The organism is Luteibacter sp. 22Crub2.1, from assembly GCF_900167995.1.
Taxonomy (GTDB): Bacteria; Pseudomonadota; Gammaproteobacteria; order Xanthomonadales; family Rhodanobacteraceae; genus Luteibacter; species Luteibacter mycovicinus.
This window is the reverse complement of record NZ_FUYT01000018.1, coordinates 66,992-92,670: the sequence shown is the minus strand read 5'-3', so window position 1 is coordinate 92,670 and position 25,679 is coordinate 66,992. Positions and strand designations below refer to the sequence as shown.

At 66.2% G+C, this 25,679-nt stretch carries 11 protein-coding genes; 8 read left to right on the top strand and 3 right to left on the bottom strand.

Translation table 11 applies throughout. The features are described from left to right. Nucleotides 1-396, top strand: a 396-nt coding sequence (locus B5X73_RS17915; protein WP_217699792.1) for a hypothetical protein, incomplete at its 5' end; no start/stop codon positions are given. Nucleotides 397-841: 445 nt separating this feature from the next. Here B5X73_RS17915 and B5X73_RS17910 read toward each other — a convergent pair. Next, nucleotides 842-3,955 carry a TonB-dependent receptor gene (locus tag B5X73_RS17910; protein ID WP_139382829.1) on the bottom strand — a complete coding sequence of 1,038 codons (3,114 nt, stop codon included), beginning with the start codon at nt 3,953-3,955 and terminating at the stop codon, nt 842-844. 509 nt (nt 3,956-4,464) lie between these two features. Then, the gene (locus tag B5X73_RS17905) at nt 4,465-7,521 is read right to left on the bottom strand and encodes a TonB-dependent receptor (protein WP_176167883.1); all 3,057 of its coding nucleotides are present in this window, start codon (nt 7,519-7,521) and stop codon (nt 4,465-4,467) included. A 539-nt stretch (nt 7,522-8,060) separates the two neighbouring features. Here B5X73_RS17905 and B5X73_RS17900 point away from each other — a divergent pair. Then, nucleotides 8,061-9,719, top strand: a complete 1,659-nt coding sequence (locus B5X73_RS17900) for a Na+/H+ antiporter (RefSeq protein ID WP_079522771.1) — start codon at nt 8,061-8,063, stop codon at nt 9,717-9,719. Nucleotides 9,720-9,738: 19 nt separating this feature from the next. Here B5X73_RS17900 and B5X73_RS17895 read toward each other — a convergent pair whose 3' ends face one another. Further along, nucleotides 9,739-10,524, bottom strand: coding sequence for a TatD family hydrolase (locus B5X73_RS17895; RefSeq protein WP_079522770.1), 786 nt, complete (start codon nt 10,522-10,524; stop codon nt 9,739-9,741). Nucleotides 10,525-10,859: 335 nt separating this feature from the next. Here B5X73_RS17895 and B5X73_RS17890 point away from each other — a divergent pair, with 335 nt between their 5' ends. The 6 genes from B5X73_RS17890 to gspF all read left to right on the top strand — a co-directional run bounded on the left by B5X73_RS17890 (nt 10,860) and on the right by gspF (nt 25,674). Beyond that, nucleotides 10,860-12,824: a S8 family serine peptidase gene (locus B5X73_RS17890; RefSeq protein ID WP_079522769.1), complete on the top strand. Its 1,965-nt coding sequence runs from the start codon at nt 10,860-10,862 to the stop codon at nt 12,822-12,824. A gap of 149 nt (nt 12,825-12,973) precedes the next feature. Continuing rightward, a complete protein-coding gene (locus B5X73_RS17885) occupies nt 12,974-13,417 on the top strand; it encodes a post-PEP-CTERM-1 domain-containing protein (RefSeq protein ID WP_079522768.1) in 444 nt (147 codons plus the stop codon). Beyond that, on the top strand, nt 13,414-15,393 hold the full coding sequence (locus B5X73_RS17880; RefSeq protein WP_079522767.1) for a PA domain-containing protein: 1,980 nt from the start codon (nt 13,414-13,416) through the stop codon (nt 15,391-15,393). Before B5X73_RS17885 ends, B5X73_RS17880 begins: the two co-directional genes overlap by 4 nt. A gap of 197 nt (nt 15,394-15,590) precedes the next feature. Then, a complete protein-coding gene (locus tag B5X73_RS21185) occupies nt 15,591-22,523 on the top strand; it encodes an ESPR-type extended signal peptide-containing protein (RefSeq protein WP_217699791.1) in 6,933 nt (2,310 codons plus the stop codon). Between the two features lie 207 nt (nt 22,524-22,730). Further along, nucleotides 22,731-24,446: a type II secretion system ATPase GspE gene (gene gspE, locus B5X73_RS17870; protein ID WP_254857329.1), complete on the top strand. Its 1,716-nt coding sequence runs from the start codon at nt 22,731-22,733 to the stop codon at nt 24,444-24,446. Between the two features lie 10 nt (nt 24,447-24,456). Continuing rightward, nucleotides 24,457-25,674, top strand: a complete 1,218-nt coding sequence (gene gspF, locus B5X73_RS17865; protein ID WP_036109846.1) for a type II secretion system inner membrane protein GspF — start codon at nt 24,457-24,459, stop codon at nt 25,672-25,674. The last annotated feature ends 5 nt before the right edge of the window (nt 25,675-25,679 follow it).

Sequence of the window (25,679 nt, the reverse complement as noted above, 5' to 3'; positions counted from 1 at the left end):
CCACTTCTTGAACACACCGCCCGGCGTCCGGTCACGGACAGGCCGATGAGGCTCATCGTGCGAGCGATGGTGGCACGCCTTTGCGTTTTGGCGTGCCACAACTCGGGGCTGCGTGCGGCACGCATGGAGATGACTATGGAAAAGTTTGGAACGGTTGGCGAAGGGAGTTTTTGTATCGACCCCGATGTGGGCGTCAATGCGTTGTTGAATGACGCTAACGAGTTGTTGCAGTACGCGCGGGGCATCACGGATCTGCTTGTCGAATCTCTGCAGGAAGACGAAATTCCCGAGCGTCAGCGCACGTTGCTTGCGCTGGGTGGTGTCGGTGCGTTGATTACGATGGGTGTGCAGTGTGTGGCGCGGGCGCACGCGAAGATGGAATGGGATAAGGTTTGATGTTGGTGCACCGCTGGCATGGACGGACGCAATGCATCGTTCGAGATGTCGATCGCTGAGGGTTCGCGAGCAGGCTCGCTCTTACATGAGCCAGGTGGCGTCAGCGTTCGGGGGGCGTCGGCGTCTGCCGTTCCTGGAGCGATTCCGCACGGAGGCGAAGGCCGGAGGAGGACTTAGCGACAGGAATGGCAGACGGCGACGGCCCTTGCCGCAAGGCCAGGCTTTGAAGCGACCGCGAAGGCGAAGCCGAGCCAGCCCGAAGGCACCCTCTTCGTCGCTTCGTTGGCTTTCGCCCGCAAGACGGGCTCCTACAGGAGCGGTGTCCGCAGCCACTCCTGCCGCGAGGCGAAAAAAAGCCGCCCGTGGGAGCGGGCGGCGATTCCGGGGAGATTTGCAAGGCGGCGCGTCCGGGAGGAACGCGCGCCCTGTCTTCTTGTGGTGGAGCTTAAAGCGAGAAGTCGTACTCGGCCGACAGCTGCACGTAACGCGGCTGCTGGAAGCTGGTCGGGATCTTGTACGTGGTGTCGGACAGCGAATTGCCGTTGTTGTCCTCACCCACTTCGTTGATCGAGGTGGTGTGCTGCTTGTTGAAGATGTTGAACACGTTGGCCGAGATCGTCACGCCCTTCGCCCATTCCGGCTTATAGGTCGCGTTGAGGTCGATGTTCCAGTACGTCGGCGTGCGACCCACCGAGCCGCGCTTCACGACCATGCCGCTGCAGTAGAGGTAAGCGCCGCCGCCGTAGCCACCGATGGTGCCGTCGATCGGGTTCAGGCCGTAGCAGTTTTCCGGACGACCGGTCTGCACGATGCCGTTCGCGCCGACGAGCCACTGGTTGTTGATCTGCCAGGCGCCATAGATCTTGAAGGTGTGCTTGCGATCGTTCGGGAGGTAACCGTTCGAGCCGGCCATGATCTCCGGATAGTCGAACAGCTCGGTCGTGCCGGTGTCGGCCTGGCCGTTGGACGAGTCGACGCCACCTTCCGAGTTGCCACGGGTGTGCGACCACACGTACGACGCCTTCATGTACCAGGTGTTGTCGAAGTTGCGCTCGGCGGTCAGCTGCATCGCCATGTACGAGCGCTTGTAGCTCGGCTCGCCCACGGCCGAGCCCGGCAGGTGGATGTCGTACAGCGTACCGGTCGCATCGACCGGCGTGCGCAGGGTCACCGAGCTGCCCGGGTTGAAGATGTAGCAACCCGGTACGTTCGCCGCCGCCGGCGACAGGCTGGTGGTGTCGAGGTTCAGCCCGTACTGCGCATTGGCGGCCGCGGCGATCGGACGGAAGTCGCAGGAGTCGTCGATACCCGTGAGGATCTTCCGGTAGATCGCCTTGGCGCCGAACGTCCAGTCGGCCACCTGCTGTTCGGCACCGAGGATGAACTCGCGCTGCTTGAACGGCTTCAGGTCCTTGGTGGCAACGGCACCCGGGTTGGGTACGACGCCGGCTTCCCCATTGGAGTACTGGGTCACGGCACGCGCAGGATTGGCGGCTGCGTAGGCATCCGACACCGGTCCCAAACCCGTCGGCGCGCCGGTGACCGGATCGATACCCGTGTAGCTGAAGTAGCGGATCTGGTACAGCGAGGCGGCGGCGCCACGCAGGGCGACGTTGCCGTCCAGCGGCAGCGAGTAGTCGCCGGCGCTGCCGTAGACCTTCAGCGTGGAGTCGCCATGGACGTCCCACGAGAAGCCGAGTCGCGGCTGCCAGCTGTGCACCTGGCTGACATAGGTCTGGCCAAGGCTGTTCGTGTTGTTGAAGCCATCGTTACGCACGCCGATGCGGGCGACGAAGTTGTCCGTGATGTGCCAGTTGTCCTGCAGGTAGTAGGACTTCTGCGTGATGCCGACCTTCGCACCGGTGGCGAACACCGCCTGCTTGACCACGTTGTCCGCCGGATCGATGCCCGGGGTATGACCCAGGATGTCCTCGGGGATCGGCTGGTAGGTGTAGACCGAGCCACCCTCGTACGCCGTGCCGGTGTCGGTGGTGAAATGGTCGCGTGCCCAGCCGGCCTTCAGCTCGTGATCGCCGATGTGGTATTCGAAGTCGATACGACCGGCATTGCGCTTGTCTTCGCCGTTAGGCGTGGTGAGTTCGCCCGCGGAGGTGAACGAGCAGTGCGGCGCGGCAGGCACCGAGCCGGCCACGACCGGCGAGCGCTGGTCGACGATCGTCGGGCAGCCCGGCGAGTTCACGGCGTTGAAGATGTCGCCATCGTACTCTTCGACCGTGCCATCGGCTGTCGTCGCGCGCTCGACGCGCTTGTTGGTGCTCTTGCCGTACTGCGCCGAGATCGTGAAGTCATCCGTGATGTAGCTGGTGTACTTCAGGATGTTGTTCATGCCGCCGGTCTTGTCGTACTGCTGACCGAGGTAGTCGCCACGATGCGGCTGACCGTTTTCGTCGTAGTTGTAGCCGTAGATGCTCTGCTGCGTGGTGCTCGTGTCGCTGAAGCCGGTGTATTCGAGGATGTTGCTCTCGTTGATGTTCCAGTCCAGCTTGACCAGGTAGCGCGGATCCTTGATCGTGGTCTTGTTGAAGCTGCCGCCACCGGTGGCGTCGCCATAATGCTCGTCCGCCGTGCGCGTACCGCCGACGAGGGCGAACATGAACAGCTTGTCCTTGATCAGTGGGCCGCCGAGCCAGGCATTCCAGCGCTGGCCGAAGTCGGTCGCGTTGCCGCTGCCGTTGTTACCGATCACGTAGTTGCTGTTGTGACGGTTGTTCTGGTTGAGCGCGCCGTTCTGCAGGTAGATGTTCGGCTGGTTGGCCTGCAGCTGGTACGGGTTCCAGGTGAAGTCGATACCGCCCTTCCACTCGTTGGTACCGCGCTTGGTGTTGACCGAGATCACGCCGCCGGTGGAGTTGCCGTACTCGGCGCCGTAGCCGCCGTCCTGGATCTCTTCCTGGTCGATGGCCTCGAACGGCACCTGCGCGTAGGTCAGGCTCTGGAAGAAGTTGGTGACGTTGAAACCGTTGACGTAATAGCTGTTCTCGGCAACCGAAGCGCCGCCGAACGAGGCCAGGTTACCGAAGGCGCTGTCGCCCTTGGTCGCGCCCGGGGCGAGAAGCGCCACGGCGGTCTGGTTACGTGCGAGCGGCAGCTGCTTGATCTGTTCGGCCGTCATCACCGTGTTGGTCTGACTGGACGTGATGTCGATCGGCGGCAGCGCGTTGGCGGTCACCGAGACGGTGGTCAGGTCCTGTGCGCCAGCGGCGGCAGCGGGTGCGGCGAGGTTGAGGTTAAAGCCCTGGCCCGCGACGATGGTGATCGTGCGCGTCGTGCTCTGACCGCCGGTGGTCGAGGTGATCTTGTAATCGCCCGGCGGCAGCGACGAAATGTTGAAGCGGCCGTCGCTACCGACGGTGGCGCTGCGGCTGAGGCCGCTGCCGTTGTTGACGGCGGTGACCTGGGCACCGGCGTCCGCCGTGCCGTAGACACCGCCGACGGTGCTCTGTGCGAACGACGCGGCGCTGACGATGCCGAGCCCGACCGCGATGGCGAGCGAAAGCGAACGCTGCCGTGAGCGGTCCGATGAATGACGCAGCTGCATGTAGATCTCCCCGGCCACTGGCCAAATGCTTCAAGCCGCGCCGCCGTCGGCAGAGGGCGGTCGCGGAGTCGTGACTCAATCGAAATGGCCGTCCGGGCCCCTTGGTGGTGTCGACATCCTCCGCATCGAAACACCGCCTGTGCGACTTAACGAAACCGCAACAAGCATGGCGAAGCTAAGGCGCGGCGAGGGATGCACTCAAGGGGAGTTGCATGAACGAAATACCTTGCCCCGCTTGTGCGCGGTCGAATCGCAAGGGTCTTGCGCGTGCGCAAAGACATGCATCCGCGTCCAGGCGGGCGTTCGTCCGTGTATGCACGTAAGAACACGTCGACGACGTTATCGCGTGGATGAAATAAGTTTCATCGAAGCAGAATTCTGCGTAAGCGTTGCGAGGCGTTTTCAGCTTTCAACCCGCTTTCAGTCAGCTTCCATAAAAAAAAGGCCGCTCAGGGAGAGCGGCCAATATCCGGGGAAACTGCTTCTTTTGTTGTTATGTCGTTATCGAATCAGAGCGTGAAGTCGTAGCGCGCGCCGAGGCGGACGTAACGCGGGTCCTGGAAGGAACGTGCGCGCTTGTACTGCGGGTTGGGATCGCCGGAGGGCAATTCGCCGACTTCGTAGTACTGCGTGACCTGCTGCTTGCCGAGCAGATTGAACACGTCGACCGTGAAGGACAGCTTGTGGTCGGCGAACAACGGCTTCCAGGCCGCGCTCACGTCCATGGTGTACGTCCAGGGGGTGCGGCCTTTCGATCCACGCGGCGACGGCTCGCCGTTGCACCAGAAATACGCGTTGCCGTAGCCGTAGGGATCGCCACCGGCCGAGGCCGGGCGGGTACCGATACAGCTGACGGGCGCGCCGGAGCTGATGCGCGTGACGGTCGAGAACTGCCATTCGTCGGACAGGACATACGTGCCATATACACGGAGCTGATGCTTGTGATCGTTCGGCAGGTCGCCGTTGGTGTTCTCCATGATGGCCGGGAAGTCCCAGCTCTCGGTGGTGGACACGTCCGCCTGCACGATGTCCGAATCCAGCTGGCCCTCCGAGTTGCCGTAGCTGCGAGAGAACGTGTAGTCGATCTTGCCGTACCACTTGTCGGCAAACTGATGCTCGGCGTACAGGTCCAGCATGTAGTACGAGCGCTTCGGCTTTGGCTCACCAATATCTTTCGCCGATAGCGGAATATCGATGTACTGGCCGTTTGCGGGCGAAACGACAAACGTGTTTGCGCGCCCGGGGTTGTACAACCAGCAGCCGGTGCTACGTCCGATACCTGCCTTTACCTCGTCGCTCAGCCCGTTCGCATCGCCCCACGCCTGCAGCGGTGCCGAGTCGCACGTGTCGTCGATCAGGCTACGAAGCTTGCGGTACATGCCTTTGGCGCCGACCACCCACGAATCGCCCAGCTGTTTGTCGAAACCGGCGATGTATTCGTCCTGATAATAGGAATGCAGCTGCTTCGAAGACACCGTTTTGGCGTCCGGCGGCGTGCCGTTGGCTCCGTTGAGATAGTACGTGCCGGAATAGGCGCCACTGATGAGGCCGGTCGGCGTGCCGTTGGTCGGGTCGATGCCGGTGAAGCCATAGTAGTTCGACGGATACGTGGACGGGCCGGCGCCGCGGACGGCGACCGATGTCGGCAGGCCGAGATGGTAGCGGCCCGCGTTCGCGTAGACCTTCAGCGAGCTGTCACCGTAAACATCCCATGAAACGCCCAGGCGCGGATCGAGCTGATGGCGCGAACGTGCATACGCCTGGCCCAGACCGTTGTAGTTGGAGAACTGCTCGTTACGCAGGCCTACGTACGAATGCCAGCGGTCGGTGATCTGCCAGTTGTCTTCGACGAACTGCGAACGCTGGTTCGTGCGAGCCGACGCACCCGTCGACAACGCCGACGACTCGACGTAGTAACCATTCGGGAAGTCCGCGGGGTTGTACAGCGCGGGGTCGAGACCGAGGTTGGTCAAGCGCTGCTGGATGGAGCTTCCGTCGCCGATGTCGTTATAGGTGTAGTTCGTGCCACCGACAGGAATCGCGCCCCACGTCGCGCGCAGTACGTAGTTATCGACGCCGGCGCGCAGATCGTGATCTCCGATGCGCCATTCGATATTTGCGCTCCAGCCCTTGGTGCTGTCCTTTGCGCCGGGATACAACGTGGTGGTGGCGCCGACGGTGCAACCGGTCTGGTTGTTGCCGGAGAAGGCTGCGCGCTGGTCGAGGATGGACGGACAGGTGACACCCGTAGCGCTGCCGACCGTCTGCTCATGATCGGAATGTGCGCGGCCATACATGCCGTTGATCGTGAGGTCGTCGGTCAGGTAGCCGGTGTAGTGCGCAATGTAGGTATCGCCACCCGGTGTCCCGTTGGTCTGGGTGCCGTTGTAATTCTTGGTGTACTGGTGGCCGAGATACGCGCCCTGGCCCGTTTGGTAGCTGTAGCCGAAGATCGATGAATCCGTCGTTTCGCTGTCGCCGATGCCGGTCAGTTCGAGGATGTTGTTGTCAGTGATGTTCCAGTCGAGCTTGGTCAGCCAGCGGGTGGTTTTGGCGGTGTCACGTTCCTGATCGCTGACCGTGCTGGGGCCGGTGTAGTCGCCGGTCTGCTTGATCCAGTCCGCGGCGGCAAAAATGAACAGCTTGTCCTTGATCAGCGCGCCGCCGAGAGAGCCGGAATACTGCAGATTGTCCTGATTGCGCTGTGCGTATGGATTACCTTTTTGAAACAGGGTTCCATCTTTCAGATAGATATTCCGCGGGGTCTGCTGAAGCGAAGACGGGGACCAGAGAACCTGGACATCTCCCTTCCAGTCGTTCGAGCCACGCTTGGTGACGACGTTGATCACGCCACCGGTCGAGCGGCCGTACTCCGCACCGTAACCACCGATCAGCACCTGCTCCTGATCGATCGCGTCGTAGGGCAGCTGGCGCGAGCTGACGCCGGTCAGCGGATTGGTGACCTGAAAACCGTTGATGTAGTAAGCGTTCTCGGAAGCGGACGAGCCGCCGAACGAGAGCGCGTTGCCGTAGCCGCGTGCCGCGGGCGTGGTGCCCGGTGCGAGCAGAGCGACCGAGCTGATCGACGTGCGCGCGATGGGCAGCTTGGACAGCTGATCGGCGGTGAGCACCGTGCGCGAGTCGACCGAGCTGACGTCGATGCTCGGCAGCGCGTTGGCGGTGACCTGCACGCCGCCGAGGCTGGTCGCATCGCTGCCCGCCGGCGCGGCTGAGAATGAAACGTCGGTACCCTGGCTGATCTGGGTCTGTACGCCCTTGTGCGAATCGACGGTCGTGCCAGCGTGTATCAGGGTGACGTCGTAAGTGCCGATCGGCAGCGAGTTGGCGCGATAGCGACCGCCCGAATCGACGGTGATATCGCGGCGCAGGCCGGTGTCCTTGCTTTCGATATGGACGACATCGCCAGGTGTGGCGGAACCGAAAATCGAGCCGGTGGCGTTGCTCTGTGCGAGCGCGCCACCGGCGGCTCCGGCGGTGACCGCGAAGGCGACGGCAAGGGCGAGCTTGCGGCGTGCCGGGGCGGTGGAACGGGTGTGGTGCTGCATGAAAACGACCCTCCTGATGTAACGCATGACGAAAACCGGGACAAGGAACCCCTTACCCACGCGGCACGTGGGCAGGCCGCCTTTTCGAGGCGGTGGAATCACCGGAATGGAAAGAATGGTTGTTCGGCCGTACGCCTCTTAGCGGGCGCGCGGCGTCACGTCGTCAATCGAAAAGGGGTGCGAGCGAGCGCGTGTGGTGCATGTCGGTTCTCCCCAAAGAACTGCAAATGTCGTCCCTTACCGCAAATCGCCGCCGCCCGTTACGTCCCCACGAGTCGGCCGGTCGATGGCCCTGATCCCAGTGCGTGAAAATAACGTAAACCCCTAATAACTATGGGAACAATAGGAATAAATCCTAAGCAGGTATTTGCGGGATAAGGTGTTTTTTTGCGCCTTTCTTCGGCCTTTCTTCGGCCTTTCCGGCGTCTTTCGACGGCCGCTGTTCAAGCGGGCGGAAAAGGGTCGGAGAAGGCCTTCGGTTCATCGCCCGTTAGACGATGACGCTTGCCTGAAATCCGCGCCATCGCTAGCTTTCCCTGATGTCTTTAGTCATCACGATCCTCATCCTCCTTCTCGTCATCGCGCTCTCCGGCGCGATCGTTCGTGTCCTTCCGATCCGCTTGCCGCTACCGCTGATCCAGATCGCGTTAGGGGCGCTGCTCGCACGTCCTTTCGGCCTGCATGTGGAGTTCGACCACGAGCTGTTCTTCCTGCTGTTCATTCCGCCGCTTCTGTTCGCCGACGGGTGGCGCATTCCCAAACGCGAACTGTTCCTCCTGCGCGGCCCGATTCTCGCCCTGGCGATCGGTCTGGTCTTCTTCACCATCGTCGGGGTCGGCTACTTCGTCCACTGGATGATTCCGACGGTGCCGCTGGCGGTGGCGTTCGCGCTGGCCGCCGTGCTGTCGCCCACCGATGCCGTCGCCGTTTCCTCGATCAGCGGTGAGTCGCCGATTCCGCCGCGCCTGATGCATATCCTCTCCGGCGAAGCCCTGCTCAACGACGCGTCCGGCCTGGTGGCGCTGCAGTTCGCTATCGCCGCCGAGATGACCGGCAAGTTTTCGCTGATATCCGCCACGGGCGACTTCGTGGTGATGGCCCTGGGTGGCCTCGCGGCAGGCGTGCTCGTGGGCCTCGGCTTCGGCCTGTTCCGTCGCCGGCTGGTGCGCTGGAGTGGCGAAGTGGATCCGGCGGCCCAGGTGGCTTTGCTGCTTTTGCTGCCATTCGCGGCTTATCTGCTCGCCGAGCATTTCGGTGTCTCCGGCATCCTCGCCGCCGTGGCGGCGGGCATGAGCATGAACTACACCGACGTGATGAAGGGTGGCTACGTCGCCACGCGCATGCAGAGCCGGGCCGTCTGGGAGATGGTGGAGTTCACCTTCAACGGCATCATCTTCCTGCTGCTGGGATTGCAGCTTCCCGCCATCGTCGACGGGGCGAAGGTCGATATAGCGCAGGCGGGCGGTGGTCCGCTGTGGCATCTCGCCGCCTATGTCGTGGCGATCACCCTGGCGCTGGTGTTGCTTCGTTTCATCTGGGTGTGGGTGTCGTTGCGCTTCGTGTTCATGCGCGCGCTGCACCGTGGCGAGAAGCGTCCCCCGGTGGGCACGCGGCTGGTATGGACCACGGCGCTGGCCGGCGTGCGCGGCGCGATCACACTGGCGGGCGTGCTCTCCCTGCCACTGATGAAGAGCGAAAACATCCCGTTCCCGACGCGCGACCTGATGATCTTTCTCGCCTCGGGCGTGATTCTCTGCACGCTGGTGTTCGGCGCGATCGGGCTCCCGCTTTCGGTCAAGGGTCTGAAGCTGCCGGGCGAGGATCCGCGCGTGCGGGAAGAACGCAAGGCGCGTGCCCTGGCGGCGGAGGCGGCGATTCGCAGCATCGAGAAAGAGCAGCAGCGTGTGCAGGAGGGTGGCGACGAGAACGCCATCGCGCTGGCCTCACGCATCGCGGCACGCGTCATGGGCGATTACCAGCAGCGCCTCGAAGCGGCGGGCGAGGAAGGCGACGTCCCGGAGAAGGCCCGTGCGGAGGCGGGCACCGAGCGGGTGATGCGTCTGGCCGCACTGCGGGCCGAACGGCGCGAGCTCCACGAGCTGCGCCGCAAGCACACGATCAACGACGAAACGCTGCGCAATCTGGTCCGCGAGGTGGATCTGGCCGAGGCGTCGCTCACCGGGCTGCATTCCGGTTGAGCGGACGCCGGCTCGCGTTTCAGAGGCCGAAGAACAGCTCGCTGGTCCTGACGCTGGATGCGGTCAGGGCCTCCTTCGACTCGCCCCGGTCTTTCGCTACCTCGTCGCGGATATGCGCAAGGTACATCGGTTCGTTACGGCGGTCCTTCGGCATGGGGCGGATGGTCCGCGGCAGCAGGTAGGGCGAGTCGGTCTCGAGCATGAGCCGGTCCGCCGGAATCAGCTTGACCAGCTCGCGCAGGTGCGCGCCGCGGCGTTCATCGCAGATCCATCCCGTGATGCCGATATGGCAGTCGAGTTCGAGGTAGTCGCGCAGCGCGTCGCCGGTGTCGGTGAAGCAATGGACGACGGCGGCCGGGACCCGGTCTCGGTAGCGCTTCAGGATGGCGAGGAAGTCGTGGTGGGCATCGCGCTGGTGCAGGAAGAGCGGCTTGCCGACCTCCACGGCGATGGCGAGCTGCCGCTCGAATACCTCGCGCTGGACCTCGCGCGGTGAGTAGTTGCGGTTGTAGTCGAGCCCCGTCTCGCCGACCGCCCGAACTTCGGGCTCGCGTGCCCATTGGCGGATGAGGGCATCGGTCGCGTCGTCATAGTCGATGGCGTGATGCGGGTGCACGCCGGCGGTGGCGAAAAGCCGGCCGCCGCTGGCCTTCGCCATGGCCAGGGCGTGCTCGCTTCCCTCTCGCGACGCACCCGTTACCACCATCCGGCCGACGCCATGGGCGCTGGCACGGGCCAGCATGTCATCGAAATCCTGCCGGAACGATTCGTGGGTGAGGTTGGCGCCGATGTCGATCAAGTCCATGAATTGGTTCGCTTTGGTGCATGTGTTTGAATGCGCCGCGCGCGTGTTATTCCCGCGCAAGGCTATGAATTGAAAAGCATATGGACGTCCGATCCTGGCTATCCCGGGATTTCCCGCCTAGGCCGTTCGGATGATGTCCGTCATCGCGTCAAATTATTGACGTTCGTATTTTCCTACTGCTAGGTTCCCCAGACGGTCCTCATGAAGAGGGCGCAGAGGGAGTTCAGAAGGATCTCAAAAAAACCTTTTTTCAGGGGACGTCCCGGAGACGTCAAAAAGGAAGGGGACCGGCAAGCGGTCGCCTGCAGCAATACCACGGGCAGAGGGTAGTGCAGATGGTAAATCGGATCGCCGCGGGGACGTTCGTCGCCTCGCTCCTCCTGGGCGTCGCGCCCGGGATCTTCGCAACCGGGGCGGATGCGCCCAAAGCGACTTTCGACGTCAGCAGCCTGCGTGCGCCTGGCGGCTACGACCGTTTCATCGTCACCTACCGTGACGGCACCACCGAACGCGTCAGCGCTTCCGCGGCGGCACAGTCCGTCGGCGCGGCGCTCTCGCGCACCGCAGGGACATTCAGCCAGCTGCGTGCCGGCAAGGTCGCCGCGATCCAGGCCGTCTACGGCCGCAAACTGGCCACCGGTTCCGACCTGATACGCACGTCGCGCAAGCTGACGCGCACCGAGGCGGACACGCTGATCCGGCAGATCGCCGCCGACCCGGCGGTGAAGCACGTCGAGCCGGACGCGATGATGCAGAAGATCGATGACATTCGTGCGACGGATGTCACCCCGGTCGTCGTCAACGACCCGTACTACGCCGGCTACCAGTGGCATTTCCGGCCGCCGACCGGCACCGCCGAGAAGATCGGTTCCGACGCGACCAGTTACGCCAATCGCGGCGGCAGCAACGTGGCCAATGCGTGGAACCTCGCGGATGGCACGGGCGTGACCGTCGCCGTGCTGGACACCGGCATCACGCAGCATCCCGACATCGACCTGTCGCTCGCCGACGCGGGTTACGACTTCATCTCCGACGGCTTCGTCTCCGGACGCAGCACGGATGCACGTGCGCCCGGTGGCTGGGACACCGGCGACTGGACCACCGAGGACAAGTACCTGCTGGCCAACGGCGGGTGCATCGATCCGTCGGCGGGCGACGAGCAGGAGGATTCCAGCTGGCACGGCACGCACGTGTCCGGAACGATCGCCGAGCTCAGCAACAACGCCACCGGCATGGCGGGCGTCGCGTACAAGGCGAAAGTCCTGCCGGTCCGCGTGCTCGGCCACTGCGGCGGCTACACCTCCGACATCGCCGATGCGATCGTCTGGGCGTCGGGCGGCCACGTCGACGGTGTGCCGGACAATACGCATCCCGCGCAGGTCATCAACATGAGCCTGGGCGGCGGCGGTTCCTGCGCGGACGACGCGGTGACCTCGGATGCCATCGCCTCGGCGATCTCGCGTGGTACGACCGTGGTGGTCGCGGCGGGTAACTCGGGTGCGGACGCGACGAACTACTCGCCCGCCAGCTGCCCCGGTGCGCTCACCGTGGCTTCCAACGGTATCGCGGGCAAGCGCGCCTACTACTCGAACTACGGCAGCAAGGTCGCCCTGTCGGCACCGGGTGGTGGCATCTACGCCAACGACGGCACGACGGGTTCGCCGGTACAGGCCGGTTTCATCTGGTCGGCGATCAACAACGGCACGCATGAGCCGACCACCGCCGCTTACGGCGGCATGGCTGGCACGTCGCAGGCTACACCGCACGTCGCGGGCTCCGTCGCGCTGATCCTGTCGGCGACCAGGGCCGCCGGTGTGGCGACGCCGACGCCGGCCGAGATCCGCACGCTGCTGACCTCGACCGCGACGCCATTCCCGGTTACGCCGGACAAGGCGATCGGTGCAGGCATCCTCGATGCGTACGCCGCCGTCAACAAGGCGCTGGGCAATGACGCGCCTGGCGAGCCGGGCGACGGCGATGCCACCGCGCTCAGCAACGGCGTCGCGCTGACCGGTCAGACCGGCCGCGCGAACGGCACGCTGGTCTATCGCATCGATGTCCCGGTGGGTGCGCGGTCGCTGGCGCTGCGCAGCTTCGGCGGCAGCGGCGATGTGTCGCTCTACGTGAAAAACGGCGAAGCCGCTTCGTCGACCGCGTACGACTACCGGTCGGTGAAGCCGTCCACGAACAACGAAGCGGTGACGGTCGCCCGTCCCGCGGCGGGTACCTGGTACGTGACCGTGGTGGGGGTGAAGGATTTCGCCAACGTCACGGTGCAAGCGAGTTTCACCGCGCCATGAGTAACGACCCACCGACGCGCGATGCGTCGGTGGGTCCGGATTGGCGTTGAGGGGAACGTCGAATCCTGAGGTGTTTACGCCGGCGAGGGGGTCTTCGCCGGTGGGCGTGCAGGGAGGGGTCCCGGCGCCGCACTAGGGAGGTATCGGTAATGAATTCACGAACACTGGCACAGGCTCTGGGCCTGGTGCTGACGGGCATCTTCACCGTGGCGACAGCGGCGCAGGCCGCTGAAACGCCGCAGGCCACCGCGCCGCAGACCGTCATGGTCCAGGGCGTGCAGGTGGCCATCGATCCTTCGACGGGTCGCCTCCGCGAGCCCACCGCCGCCGAGCGCGCGGCGTTGTCGAAGGCCTTCCAGGTCAACGCTGGCAAGTCGGCATCGCTCAGCGCGCGACCGCGCACCGCCGCCGATGCGAAGTCGACGTTCCGTACGGTCAGCCTCGGTAATGGCGTGCACGCCAGGGCCGTGCGCGTTCCGCAGGAGCTGATGAGCAGCGTCGTCGCCGAGCGCCAGCCCGACGGCAGCGTATCGATCCACCATGACGACCACGGCGTACAGGCTGCGCCGAAGGCACCGGAGGTCACACGATGATTCGCCGCAGCCTTCTCTTCACCGCGCTCGCCGCCGCCGGACTGTTCACCGCCGTGAGCACCCAGGCCGCCGAGATCAAGATCGTCAATCAGGACGTCGGCACCGGCAAGGGTCTCGACGATCCGACCCCGGCCACACCGGTCGGCGGTAACCCCGGCACCACGGTCGGCAAGCAGGCGCTGAACGTCTACCAGTTCGCCGCGGATATCTGGGGCGCCGTACTGCAGAGCGACGTCACCATCTCCAACGGCGCGACGTTCGAGCCGCTCTCGTGCGATGCCACCTCGGGCGTGCTCGGATCGTCCGGCACGACGTACATCTTCTACTTCGACGACACCAGCACCTTGCCCGCGGGCGCGGTGCGCAACACGTGGTATCACTCCGCGCTGTTCGACGCGCTGACCCATGAAGACGGTGCGCCGGGCGAAGACGATATCCAGAGCCAGTTCAACGGTGCGCTGGGTTCCACGGGATGCCTCGAAGGATCGAAGTGGTACTTCGGTCTGGACGGCAAGACGCCCGCCGGTTCGATCAACTTCCTCAACGTCGTGCTGCACGAAATGGCGCACGGTCTCGGTTTCTCGGGCTTCAACAGCCTGACCACGGGGTCGCCGTATGTCGGTGACGATGGCGTGGCTCGTCCCGACATCTACTCCACCTTCGTCTACAACGACACGCAGCAGAAGAAGTGGTACGACCTCACCGCCGCGCAGCGCGTCACGGCCGCGCTGGACGACGGCAAGCTCGTCTTCACGGGGCCGACGGTGAAGGCCGAAGCACCGCTGGCGCTCGGTACGCCGGATGTCTTCCACGTCACCGCGCCGGCCGCCGCCGTGGGTGATTACACCTTCTCGCAGGCTTCGTTCGGTCCGCTGGCGACGGCCTCCAACTTCACGGGCAGCGTCGTCCAGGCAAGCCCCGCGGACGGCTGCACAGCCATCACCAACGGCTCGGCACTCGCCGGCAAGATCGCCCTGATCGACCGTGGCACCTGCGATTTCACCGTAAAAACGCTGAACGCACAGAGCGCGGGCGCCAAGGCGGTGCTCATCGCCAACAACCAGGCGGGCGCGATCACGCCGGGAGGCACACCCGCCTCGCCGGTCACCATTCCGGTGATCGCGATCAGCCAGGCGGACGGCAGTAAGCTCAAGGCGAACCTGACCGGTCTCACCGGCGCGGTCGGCAAGGGCACGGGTCTGGCCGGTGCGGATGCGCAGGGTAACGTGCAGTTGTATGCACCGACGGTCCTCGCTCAGGGCTCGTCGTTCTCGCATTACGACACGCGCCTGACGCCGAACGCGATCATGGAATACGCGATCAACCAGGACCTCGTCGGACAGATCGACGTCGACCTCACGCCCGCGCTGTTCCAGGACATCGGCTGGGGTCTCAACCGCACCTCGCAGAAGCTGCTCACGTGCGACACAGGTATTCCGACCCTCGTCCCGGGCGGCGTGATCATCGGTGCGAACGTGATCTCCAACGCGAAGATCCTCGCTGGTGCGGCTGCCACGGTCGGCGACTATCGCTCCGCGGTGCACGCGTATGCGACGCAGCTGGCGACCGACGGCCTGGTCACGGCGGCGCAGGCGTCGAGCCTCAACGCCTGCCTGTCCGATACGCAGACGCAGGCGCAGTACGACGCCTGGGGTCCGCCGGCCGCGCCGCCCGCGATCGTGCTCGCCAACAACACCGCCCTGAACGGCCAGAAGGGCGCAGCCGGTGCCACGACCGCGTACCAGCTGACGGTGCCGGCCAACGCGAAGACGCTGACCCTGCGCACCTACGGTGGCTCGGGCGACGTGTCGATCTCGGTGACCGATCCGAAGGGTGTGGTCAAGGCGCAGCCGAACCGTCCGGGCAACAGCGAGCCGTTCACGGCCGCCAAGCCTGCGGCCGGTGTGTGGACGCTGACGGTGAAGGGGGAAGCGGCGTATTCGGGCGTGAGTGTCCTGGGTGCGTACACGCTGTGACGCGACGGAACAGATCCCGGTATGCCGGGATCTGTTTCCAGGGGATTGACGAATAGACGTATGGATGGCCGGACGACGACGCGTCGTCCGGCCTTATGGACACTTTGTCCGCCGCGGTCGCGACGGACAGGCGACGGGCAGCGCAAAGCGCGCCCGCGCATCGATCGCTCATGGCGGACATCTGGGAGGAAGGTTACATGAACACCATCTACAGCAAGGTCTGGAACAAATCGCTTGGCATCCTGGTCGTGGCATCGGAGCTGGCTCGGGCAAACGGCAAGGGCGGCGCCTCCCGACGCCTTCGCGCCGCCATGGCGGCACTGCCGCTGGCGGCCGGTGTGATGCTGGCACTGGCCAGTGCGCCTGTACAGGCGAAAGACAACGGCACGGTATGCGGTGGCTTCCTCTTCGGTCTGCAGGGCAAGGCACCGAGCGCGAAGGGCGACGACGCCTTCGCGTGCGGTCAGGCCGCGAAGGCCATGGGCGATTTCAGCATCGCCATCGGCACTGACGCGAAGGCGAGTGGCCATTCCAGCTCGGCGGTAGGACAGGACGCGCAGGCGACCGGTGATTTTTCATCGGCGATCGGTCAGGGGACGCGCGCGACGGGTGCGGACAGTACGGCGATCGGACAGGGCGCGAATGCCGCCTCCGTATCGAGCACGGCGATCGGCCGCGGCGCACGCGCCATCGCAAAGAACGCGGTTGCGATCGGCAGCGACTCCATTGCCAACCGCGCCGATACCGTCTCGGTCGGCCGCGCCGGCGCCGAACGCCAGGTGGTCAATGTCGCGGCGGGCACGCAGGCGACGGACGCGGTGAACAAGGGTCAGCTCGACCAGGTGTCGACGACCGTGACCGGTGTATCGAAGCGCGTGGACACGTTGTCGAAGCGCGTCGATGGCGTGCAGGGCGATGTGACCGCGCTGGCCGACAGCGTCAGCGACGCGGCGCACTACTACAAGGCCAACGGCGCCGGTGACGGCAGCGACGACGCGCAGGCGACGGGCGATTACGCGACGGCGTCGGGCTCCGGCGCCTTCGCTAACGGCACCGGTGCGAGCGCGAGCGGTGCGGGCGCCGTCGCCAACGGACAGTTCGCGACGGCAACGGGCTACGGCTCGGTCGCCGCGGGACAGAACAGTTCCGCTTACGGGTCGGGTGCGCAGGCATCGGCCAACAGCGCCACGGCCGTCGGCGGCCAGGCGCTCGACGCCGACGGCAAACCGCTGATCACCTATAACGCGACCGGTGAGGCGGTGGGGCCGGCAACGGCCTCGGGTCTCGCTTCCACGGCCATCGGTGCAAGTGCACAGGCGGAAGGTGAATTCGCCACCGCGCTGGGTACGGCCGCGTTCGCTCAGGGCGAGCAGTCGACGGCGAGCGGTTTCCTTGCCCAGGCGTCCGGCGCCGGTTCGACGGCGACCGGTTCGCAGGCCTTCGCCGATGGCGACCTCTCGGTCGCGAACGGCTACGGTTCGGCCGCATACAGCGCGGGCGCGACCGCTGTCGGCGGCGGTGCCAGCGCCTCCGGTGCGGGAAGCGTCGCGATCGGTCAGTACGCCGAAACGGGTTTTGGCCTGTTCGGTCTCGAAGCCGAGAATGCGGTAGCACTCGGTACCAACAGCTGGGCACTCGGCAACAACGCGACAGCGCTGGGCGCCAACGCGTGGGCGCTGGGCGAAAATTCCGTGGCGCTGGGCGCCGGTTCGACAGCGGATCGCGATAACACCGTCTCCGTCGGCGATGTCGGCAGCGAGCGCCAGATCGCCAACGTCGCGGCTGGTACCGAGGGTACCGACGCGGTGAACAAGGCGCAGCTCGACACGTCCGTGAGCGACGCGACGCGCTACTTCAAGGCGACCGGCAATGGTGACGGGTCGGACGACGCGCTCGCCACCGGAAACTACGCGACCGCTTCCGGTGCCGGTGCGTTTGCCGGTGCTGACGGTGCCAGCGCGTTCGGTAGCGGAGCTGTAGCCACGGGTTCGAATGCCACGGCGACAGGCTATGGCAGCGTGGCGACGGGACAGAACAGCGCGGCCTACGGTGCGGGTTCGCAGGCGACCGGTCCAGGCAGTGTCGCCGTGGGTGGTGTGGCCGTGGACGAAGACGGCAATCCGTTGATCACCAACGCGGGTCAGCCGGTCGATACGGGTGCGACCAGCGCCGGTGTCGGTGGCACCGCGGTCGGTGCCAGTGCCCAGGCAAGTGGCTTCGCGGCCTCGTCGTTTGGCGTGGGTGCGTATGCCAGTGGCGCGCAGGGTCTCGCCCTCGGCGCCGTGGCCAACGCCACCGGCGACTATTCCACGGCGGTGGGCACACAGAGCGCGGCGACGGGCGCGAGCAGCGTCGCGGTGGGTGAAAGTGCGCAGGCCACGGGCAACGAGAGTGTCGCGGTCGGTGGCAGTACGTTCTTCGGCTTCATTCCGGCACAGGCGACGGGCACGGGCGCGGCGGCCTTCGGTGCCGGTGCCTGGGCGACGGCGGATTACGCGACGGCGCTGGGCTGGAACACGTACGCCGCCGCCGAAAGCAGCACGGCGGTCGGCGAACGCGCGAGCGCGCAGGATCTCGGTTCCAGCGCACTCGGTGCGCAGTCGCTGGCCAGTGGCGTGCAGTCCACGGCGGTCGGCGCGGTGGCGACGACGACGGGCGACTTCGCATCCGCGATCGGTAGCGGAAGCTACGCGGCGGCGAACAACGCCACAGCCGTCGGTGGTCTCGCGTCGGCGACGGGCGAGAATTCGACCGCTACGGGCGCCAATGCGGAAGCATCCGGGACGGGTTCCACCGCGACCGGCGAGAGCAGCGCGGCGTTCGGCGATGAATCGCTTGCACACGGCCATGGCGCGATTGCCGACGGTACGGGTGCGTCGAGCGTCGGCTCGGGGAGTTTCGCCAGCGGCGATTACACGACGGCGGTCGGTCAGGGCGCGATCGCGCAGGGTATCGGATCGTCGGCCATCGGCAGCGGGGCGAGCACCAACGCGTCGTTCGCCACCGCCGGCGGCTATGGATCCGTTGCATCGGGTCAGAACAGCTCGGCTTACGGTTCCGGCGCGCAGGCCTCGGCGAACGGCGCGACCGCGATCGGTGCGCAAGCCCTCGATGCCGACGGCAATCCGTTGATTACCTACAACGCGACCGGCGAAGCCGTCGGTCCGGCGACGGCCTCCGGTCTGGCCGCCACCGCCATTGGCGCCAGCGCGCAGGCCGAAGGTGCTTACGCGACGGCACTGGGCACGGCGGCATTCGCGCAGGGTGAGCAATCCACGGCCAGCGGCTTCCTCGCTCAGGCCTCTGGCGCAGGCTCGACCGCCACCGGTTCGCAGTCCTTTGCCGATGGCAGTCTCTCTGTAGCGAACGGTTATGGTTCGTCGGCGTACAGCGCCGGTGCGACGGCCGTCGGTGGCGGTGCCAGCGCATCGGGTGTCGGCAGTGTCGCGATCGGTCAGTACGCGGAAACCGGTTTCGGGCTGTTCGGGCTCGAGGCTGAGAATGCGATCGCGCTCGGCACGAATAGCTGGGCACTCGGCAACAACGCAACGGCCCTCGGCGCCAATGCATGGGCGTTGGGCGAGAACTCCATCGCACTGGGCGCAGGCTCAACGGCCGATCGCGATAATTCCGTGTCGGTGGGTGACGTCGGCAGCGAACGGCAGATTACGAACGTCGCGGCAGGTACCGAGGCGACGGACGCGGTGAACAAGGGACAGCTGGACGCGGTATCCAGTGCGACCAGCGATGCGAGCCATTACTTCAAGGCTAACGGCATCGGCGACGGATCGGATGATGCGCTGACTTCGGGTAACTACGCGACCGCCGCAGGTTCCGGTGCATTCGCCGCGGCCGACGGTGCCAGTGCGTTCGGCAGCGGTGCGGTGGCGACGGGTACGAATGCCACGGCAACGGGCTACGGCAGCGTCGCCACCGGCCAGAACAGTGCGGCGTACGGCGCGGGCTCGCAGGCGAATGGTCCCGGAAGCGTCGCCGTCGGCGGCGTGGCGGTCGATGCCGATGGCAATCCGCTGATCACGAGCGGCGGTGTGCCTGTCGACACGGGCGCTACGAGCGCGGATGTCGGTGGAACGGCGGTCGGCGCCAGCGCGCAGGCCAGCGGCTTTGCGGCTTCGTCGCTGGGTGTCGGTGCGTACGCGAGCGGTGCTCAGGCCACGGCGCTTGGCGCGGTGGCCAACGCGACAGGCGATCTGTCCACGGCCGTCGGCACGCAAAGCGCGGCGAGTGGTGCCAGCAGCATCGCCGTCGGTGAAAGTGCGCAGGCCACGGGCGACGAGAGCGTCGCCGTCGGTGGCAGTACGTTCTTCGGCTTCATTCCGGCGCAGGCCGCGGGCACGGGTGCCTCCGCCTTCGGTGCGGGCGCCTGGGCGACGGCGGACTACGCGACCGCGCTGGGCTGGAACAGCTGGGCGGATGGCGTGAGCAGCACGGCGATCGGCGAATCCGCCATTGCCGGTGCGGCGAATTCGGTCGCACTCGGTGCGGGCTCGTATTCCGACCGCGCGAATACCGTCTCGGTGGGCGATGTCGGCAGCGAGCGGCAGATCACCAACGTCGCCGCGGGTACCGAAGCGACGGACGCGGTGAACAAGGGTCAGCTGGATGCCGTGTCGAGCGCGACCAGCGATGCGAGCCATTACTTCCGCGCCAATGGTGCGGGCGATGGCAGCGACGATGCGCAGGCGGTCGGTGACTACGCCAGCGCGTCCGGCTCGGGTGCCTTCGCGGCCGGTACGGGAGCGACGGCGACCGGTGCGGGTGCGGTTGCCGCGAACGACTTCGCTACGGCCAACGGGTATGGCAGCGTCGCCAGTGGCAGGAACGCCGCGGCGTTCGGTGCCGGCGCGCAGGCGACCGGCGCGGGAAGCGTCGCGGTGGGTGGCAATGCCATCGATGAAGACGGCAACGCGCTGATCTCCGATGCCAACGGCAATCCGGTCGATACCGGTGCGACGAGTGCCGGCGTCGGCGGTACCGCGGTCGGTGCGAGCTCGCAGGCGAGCGGTTTCGCCGCGACATCGGCCGGTGTCGGCGCTTACGCCAGCGGCGCGCAGTCGACGGCGCTGGGTGCGGTCGCCAATGCCACCGGCGACTACTCGACGGCGGTCGGTACGTCGACCACGGCGTCGGGCGCGGGCTCGGTCGCCGTGGGTGGCCCGAGCAACCTGGCGGGCTTCGGCCTCATCTACACCGGTGCCACGGGTGACAGCGCGGCCGCCTTCGGTGCGGGGGCGCAGGCGACGGCGGATTATGCGACGGCCCTCGGTGGTGTCGCGGCGGCGGAAGGTGTCGGGAGCACGGCACTCGGCTACTTCGCATATGCGCCGGGCGGCAACGCGACGGCACTGGGCATCAACAGCTGGGCCTCGGGTGCGAGCAGCGTTTCCGTAGGTGACTTCTCCACGGCGCGCGGCGCAGGCAGTGTCGCCCTCGGCGCCAACAGCCTCGTCACGACGCCCGCGACGAACGCGGTCGCCATCGGCAACGGCGCCACGGCTTCGGCCGCCAACAGCGTCGCGCTCGGTTCCAACGCCAATGCCGACCGCGCCAACACGGTCTCCGTCGGCGCGCGCGGCAGCGAGCGTCAGGTCACCAACGTCGCCGCGGGTACGCAGGGCACGGACGCGGCGAACGTCCAGCAGCTGACGGACCTTGCGGACAGCGTGAGCTCCGCGGCGCACTACGTGTCCGCCACGGGTGCGGGCGATGGCTCCGACGACGCCAGTGCGACGGGTGCCTATGCCACGGCCACCGGTGCGGGAAGCAGCGCCGGCGGCGATCTGTCGACGGCACAGGGTGCGTTCGCCACGGCCAGCAAAACCTCGACGACGGCGATCGGTGCATCCGCCAACGCCGGTGCGGCCAGCGCCACGGCGATCGGTGACAGCGCTCGCGCCCTCGGGGTGAATTCCGTCGCCCTCGGTGCGGGATCGGTGGCAACCCGCGCGAACACCGTGTCGGTGGGCAGCGCGTCGGGCAACCGGCAGATCACCAACGTGGCGGCGGGTACTCAGACCACCGATGCGGTGAACCTGGGGCAGCTGAACACGGCACTCTCGAGCGCCTTCTCGGGCACCTCGAACGCGGCGGGTAACGCCGTGGCGATGGCGCTCGGCGGCGGCGCGACGATGGGCGCGAGCGGATTCGTCGGGCCGGTGTACCGGGTGCAGGGAAGCTCGTACGGGACGGTCGGCGATGCGGTCGGTGCGCTGGACGGTGCGTTGTCGTCCCTCGATACGCGGGTCGGTCAGCTCGAGTCGAAGTCGGGTGGAACCACGATTCCGGGCGGGACGCCCGTGCGGCGCAATTCGGTGATATCGCCGACGGTGGTCGGCGCGTCCGCACCGGTCACGGCCGATGCCGTGGTTGCCGCGCCGGTGGCCGCCGCGCCGGTGGTTGCCGCCGCGCCCGCGGTCGCCGCCGCCGTCGTCGATGGCACCGGCAACGGCACCGCCATCGGCGCGGGTAGCTACGCCAAGGATCCTACCGATCTCGCGGTGGGTACCAATGCCAGCGTCGGCGCCGAGAACGGCACCGCCGTGGGTACGGGAGCCACCGTGACGGCGGCCGCGACCAACAGCGTGGCGCTGGGTGCCAACTCGGTCGCCGATCAGGCCAACACCGTATCGGTCGGCAGCGCGGGCGCGGAGCGTCGCGTGACCAACGTCGCGGCGGGAACGGCACCGACCGACGCCGCCAATCTCGGCCAGGTCGATCAGGCCGTTGCCACCGCCAAGTCGTACGCCGATCAGGGCGACGCGACGACGCTGAGCAGCGCCAAGGCCTACACCGACCAGAAGTTCGGCGATGTGGTCAGCGGCGGCGCCTTCGATGACTACAAGCGCACGGTGGACCGTCGCTTCAGCAACCTCAACGACCGCCTGAACAAGGTGGGCGCGATGGGCGCGGCGATGTCGCAGATGGCCTTCAGCACGCAGGGGGTCAGCGGTGACAACCGTATGGGTGTGGGCGTCGGCGGCTACAAGGGGCAGGGAGCCCTGTCAGTCGGCTACTCGCGCGCCCTGTCGCCCCGTGCCAGCCTGACCTTCGGCGCATCGATCAGCGGAGGCGAGTCGTCGGGTGGCGTGGGTGTAGGCGTGGGCTGGTAATTACGCCGGGCGGCGCCTACACGGCGCCGCCAAGTCCTTGAAAGCCGGCGGCAACGCCGGCTTTCGCTTGTTGAGCCCTGTCGCGAATCGGAGGTTTCCCGGTCGCCCCCGACACACGGTCTGTGCTACCAATAGCGGCCCGCGCGGTCAGGAACGACCGCCTGGCAAGACGTAACCTACGGACCGTGTGGAGTTGGCATGTCTGCGATGACCGAATATAAGGACATGCTCACCGGGGAACCCGGCGAAGCCCAGGTTTGCGCGCATCTGGTCGCGCACGGCCGCCTGAAGGACACCGATCTCGCGCGGGCGCGCCGCCTGCACGATGAGACCCCGGATGGCACGCTGACCTCGCTCATGGCGCGGCTTGGCCTGGTCTCCGAGCGCGATCTTGCGGACGCCTGGGCCGACCTGCTGCGGCTGGACCTGCTCGCCGCCAAGGACGCTCCCGAGCTGCCGCCGGCCGACGTCGAACTCTCCGTAAGATTTCTCAAGCAATATCATGTCGTGCCGGTGCGCGAGGGCGACGAAGGCCTCGGCCTGCTCGTGGCCGACCCCGCCGATCCTTACCCGCTGCAGGCGGTGCGCCTGGCGACGGGCCGTGAGGTCCGGTTGCGCGTGGGCCTGCGCTCGGAGATCGACGATCTGATCGAGCGTTATTACGGCCAGGGTCGTTCCGCCATGGGCAGCATCGTCGAAAGTCTCGACGGCACCGCGGCGGTCGAGGACGACGTCGAGCACCTGCGCGATCTCGCTTCCGAAGCGCCGGTCATCCGCCTGGTCAACCTGATTCTCCAGCGTGCGGTCGAGCAGCGCGCGTCGGACGTGCACATCGAGCCGTTCGAGAACCGCCTGAAGGTGCGCTATCGCATCGATGGCGTGCTGCACGAGGTCGAAGCACCGCCGTCCAGTTCGACGGCGGCTGTCATATCCCGTGTAAAGATCATGGCGCGGCTCAACATCGCCGAGCGTCGCCTGCCGCAGGATGGTCGTATTCAGCTCCGCGTGCAGGGCAAGGAGCTCGACCTTCGCGTCTCCACCGTGCCGACCAGCTTCGGCGAGTCGGTGGTCATGCGTATCCTCGACCGCGAATCGGTCGTGTTCGATTTTGAATCGCTGGGCTTCACGGGGCATTTCCGCGACCGCTTCGTGGAGGTGCTCGACCGGCCGCACGGCATCCTGCTCGTCACCGGGCCTACCGGTTCGGGTAAGACGACCACGCTGTACACCGCGCTGTCGCAGATCAATACGCCCGATGTGAAGATCATCACCGTCGAGGATCCGGTCGAATACCAGATCGAGGGCATCAACCAGATTCAGGTGAAACCGCAGATCGGACTGGACTTCACCGGTGCGCTGCGCTCGATCGTCCGTCAGGATCCGGACGTCATCATGATCGGCGAAATGCGCGATCTGGAAACCTGCCGGATCGCGATCCAGTCGGCGCTCACGGGCCATCTGGTGTTGTCGACCCTGCATACCAACAGCGCATCGGGTGGCATCACGCGCATGCTCGACATGGGCGTGGAGGATTACCTCCTGGGCTCCACCGTCAACGGCATCCTGGCCCAGCGTCTGGTTCGCCGGCTCGATCCCGAGACGGCCGTCCCGTACGAGGCCCTGCCCGAAGTCATCGAGCAGTTCGAACTGCACAAATACACCGACGAGCGCCCCATCCGTCTGTGGAAGCCCGGCACCAGCGCGGCCAATCCGACGGGCTACCGCGGACGTCGGGCGATCATGGAGTTCCTCATCATGAGCGATCCGCTGCGCCGCCTGGTCATGCAGCGCGCGGATGCCGGTGAGATCGAACGGCTGGCTCGCGCCGAGGGCATGCGCACGATGTACGAGGACGGTCTCGCGAAGGCGGTGGCTGGGATCACCACGATCGAGGAAGTCCTGCGCGTGACGCAGGAATCCTAGGCCCACACTCATGAGCATGTTCCGTTACCGCGCGATCAGTGCCGCAGGCGAAGCCCTTACCGGTCGGATGGAAGCTTCTTCCGTCGCGGACGTGGTGGCGCGCCTCCAGGACCAGGGCCACACGCCGCTGGAGGCCGCGCCCGCGGACGGCGCCGCGTCGGGAGGCGGCATCGCCGCGCTGTTCCGCAAGGGACCTTTCACGGGCGATCAGCTGGCTCAGTTCACGCATCAGCTCGCCACCTTGCTGGGTGCCGGACAACCGCTGGACCGCGCGCTGGGTATCCTGCTCGACCTCCCCGAGGGCGATCGCGCGAAGAATCTGGTCGAGCGCGTGCGCGATCGCGTGCGCGGCGGCACGACGCTGTCCACGGCGCTGGATGAAGAGAACGGGGTCTTTCCACGTCTCTACGTGAGCCTGGTGCGTGCGGGCGAAGCCGGTGGCTCGCTCGACGAAACGCTGCGGCGCCTGGCCGATTACCTCGAGCGTGCGCAGGCCTTGCGCGGCAGCATCATCAATGCCCTGATCTATCCGGCTTTCCTGATGGTCGGCGTGCTCGGCTCGCTGGTGCTGCTGCTCGCCTACGTGGTGCCGCAGTTCGTGCCGATCTTCGCCGACATGCAGGTCCCGATCCCGCTGATCACGCAGGTCGTGCTGGCACTCGGCACGGTCATCAGCGACTGGTGGTGGGCCATCGTTCTGGTCATGGTCGTGCTCGGCGCCTTCCTGCGTCTGCGTTTGCGCGACCCCGATACGAAGCTCGCTTTCCACGGCCGCCTGTTGACCATGCGTGTCGCCGGCCCCTTGCTTCTGAAGGTCGAGACGGCGCGCATCGCCCGTACGCTGGGTACCCTGCTTAAGAACGGCGTGCCCTTGTTGTCGTCGCTGGCGATCGCCCGTCAGGTCACCGGCAACCGCGCACTCGATCAGGCACTCGAACAGGCGGCCGAGCGGGTCAAGGGTGGTGCGGGACTCGGCACTTCCCTCGCCCAGACCGAGCGCTTCCCGCGGCTGGCGCTGCAGATGATCCAGGTCGGCGAGGAAGCCGGCGCGCTCGACACCATGCTGCTCAAGGTCGCCGACACCTTCGACGTCGAAGCCAAGCGCGCTATCGACCGCCTGCTGGCGGCGCTGGTGCCGGCACTGACCATCGTCATGACCGTGATGGTCGCTTTCATCATGGCGGCAATCCTGCTGCCGTTGCTCAGTCTTACCAGCAACATCAACTGATCGAA

What these genes read in the sequence shown, in the direction of transcription:
- B5X73_RS17905 (WP_176167883.1), bottom strand. Translation starts at nt 7,521, where the DNA reads ATGCAGCACCACACCCGTTCCACCGCCCCGGCACGCCGCAAGCTCGCC.
- B5X73_RS17895 (WP_079522770.1), bottom strand. Translation starts at nt 10,524, where the DNA reads ATGGACTTGATCGACATCGGCGCCAACCTCACCCACGAATCGTTCCGG.
- B5X73_RS17900 (WP_079522771.1), top strand. Translation starts at nt 8,061, where the DNA reads ATGTCTTTAGTCATCACGATCCTCATCCTCCTTCTCGTCATCGCGCTC.
- B5X73_RS17890 (WP_079522769.1), top strand. Translation starts at nt 10,860, where the DNA reads ATGGTAAATCGGATCGCCGCGGGGACGTTCGTCGCCTCGCTCCTCCTG.
- B5X73_RS17880 (WP_079522767.1), top strand. Translation starts at nt 13,414, where the DNA reads ATGATTCGCCGCAGCCTTCTCTTCACCGCGCTCGCCGCCGCCGGACTG.
- gspE (WP_254857329.1), top strand. Translation starts at nt 22,731, where the DNA reads ATGACCGAATATAAGGACATGCTCACCGGGGAACCCGGCGAAGCCCAG.
- B5X73_RS21185 (WP_217699791.1), top strand. Translation starts at nt 15,591, where the DNA reads ATGAACACCATCTACAGCAAGGTCTGGAACAAATCGCTTGGCATCCTG.
- B5X73_RS17885 (WP_079522768.1), top strand. Translation starts at nt 12,974, where the DNA reads ATGAATTCACGAACACTGGCACAGGCTCTGGGCCTGGTGCTGACGGGC.
- gspF (WP_036109846.1), top strand. Translation starts at nt 24,457, where the DNA reads ATGAGCATGTTCCGTTACCGCGCGATCAGTGCCGCAGGCGAAGCCCTT.
- B5X73_RS17910 (WP_139382829.1), bottom strand. Translation starts at nt 3,955, where the DNA reads ATGCAGCTGCGTCATTCATCGGACCGCTCACGGCAGCGTTCGCTTTCG.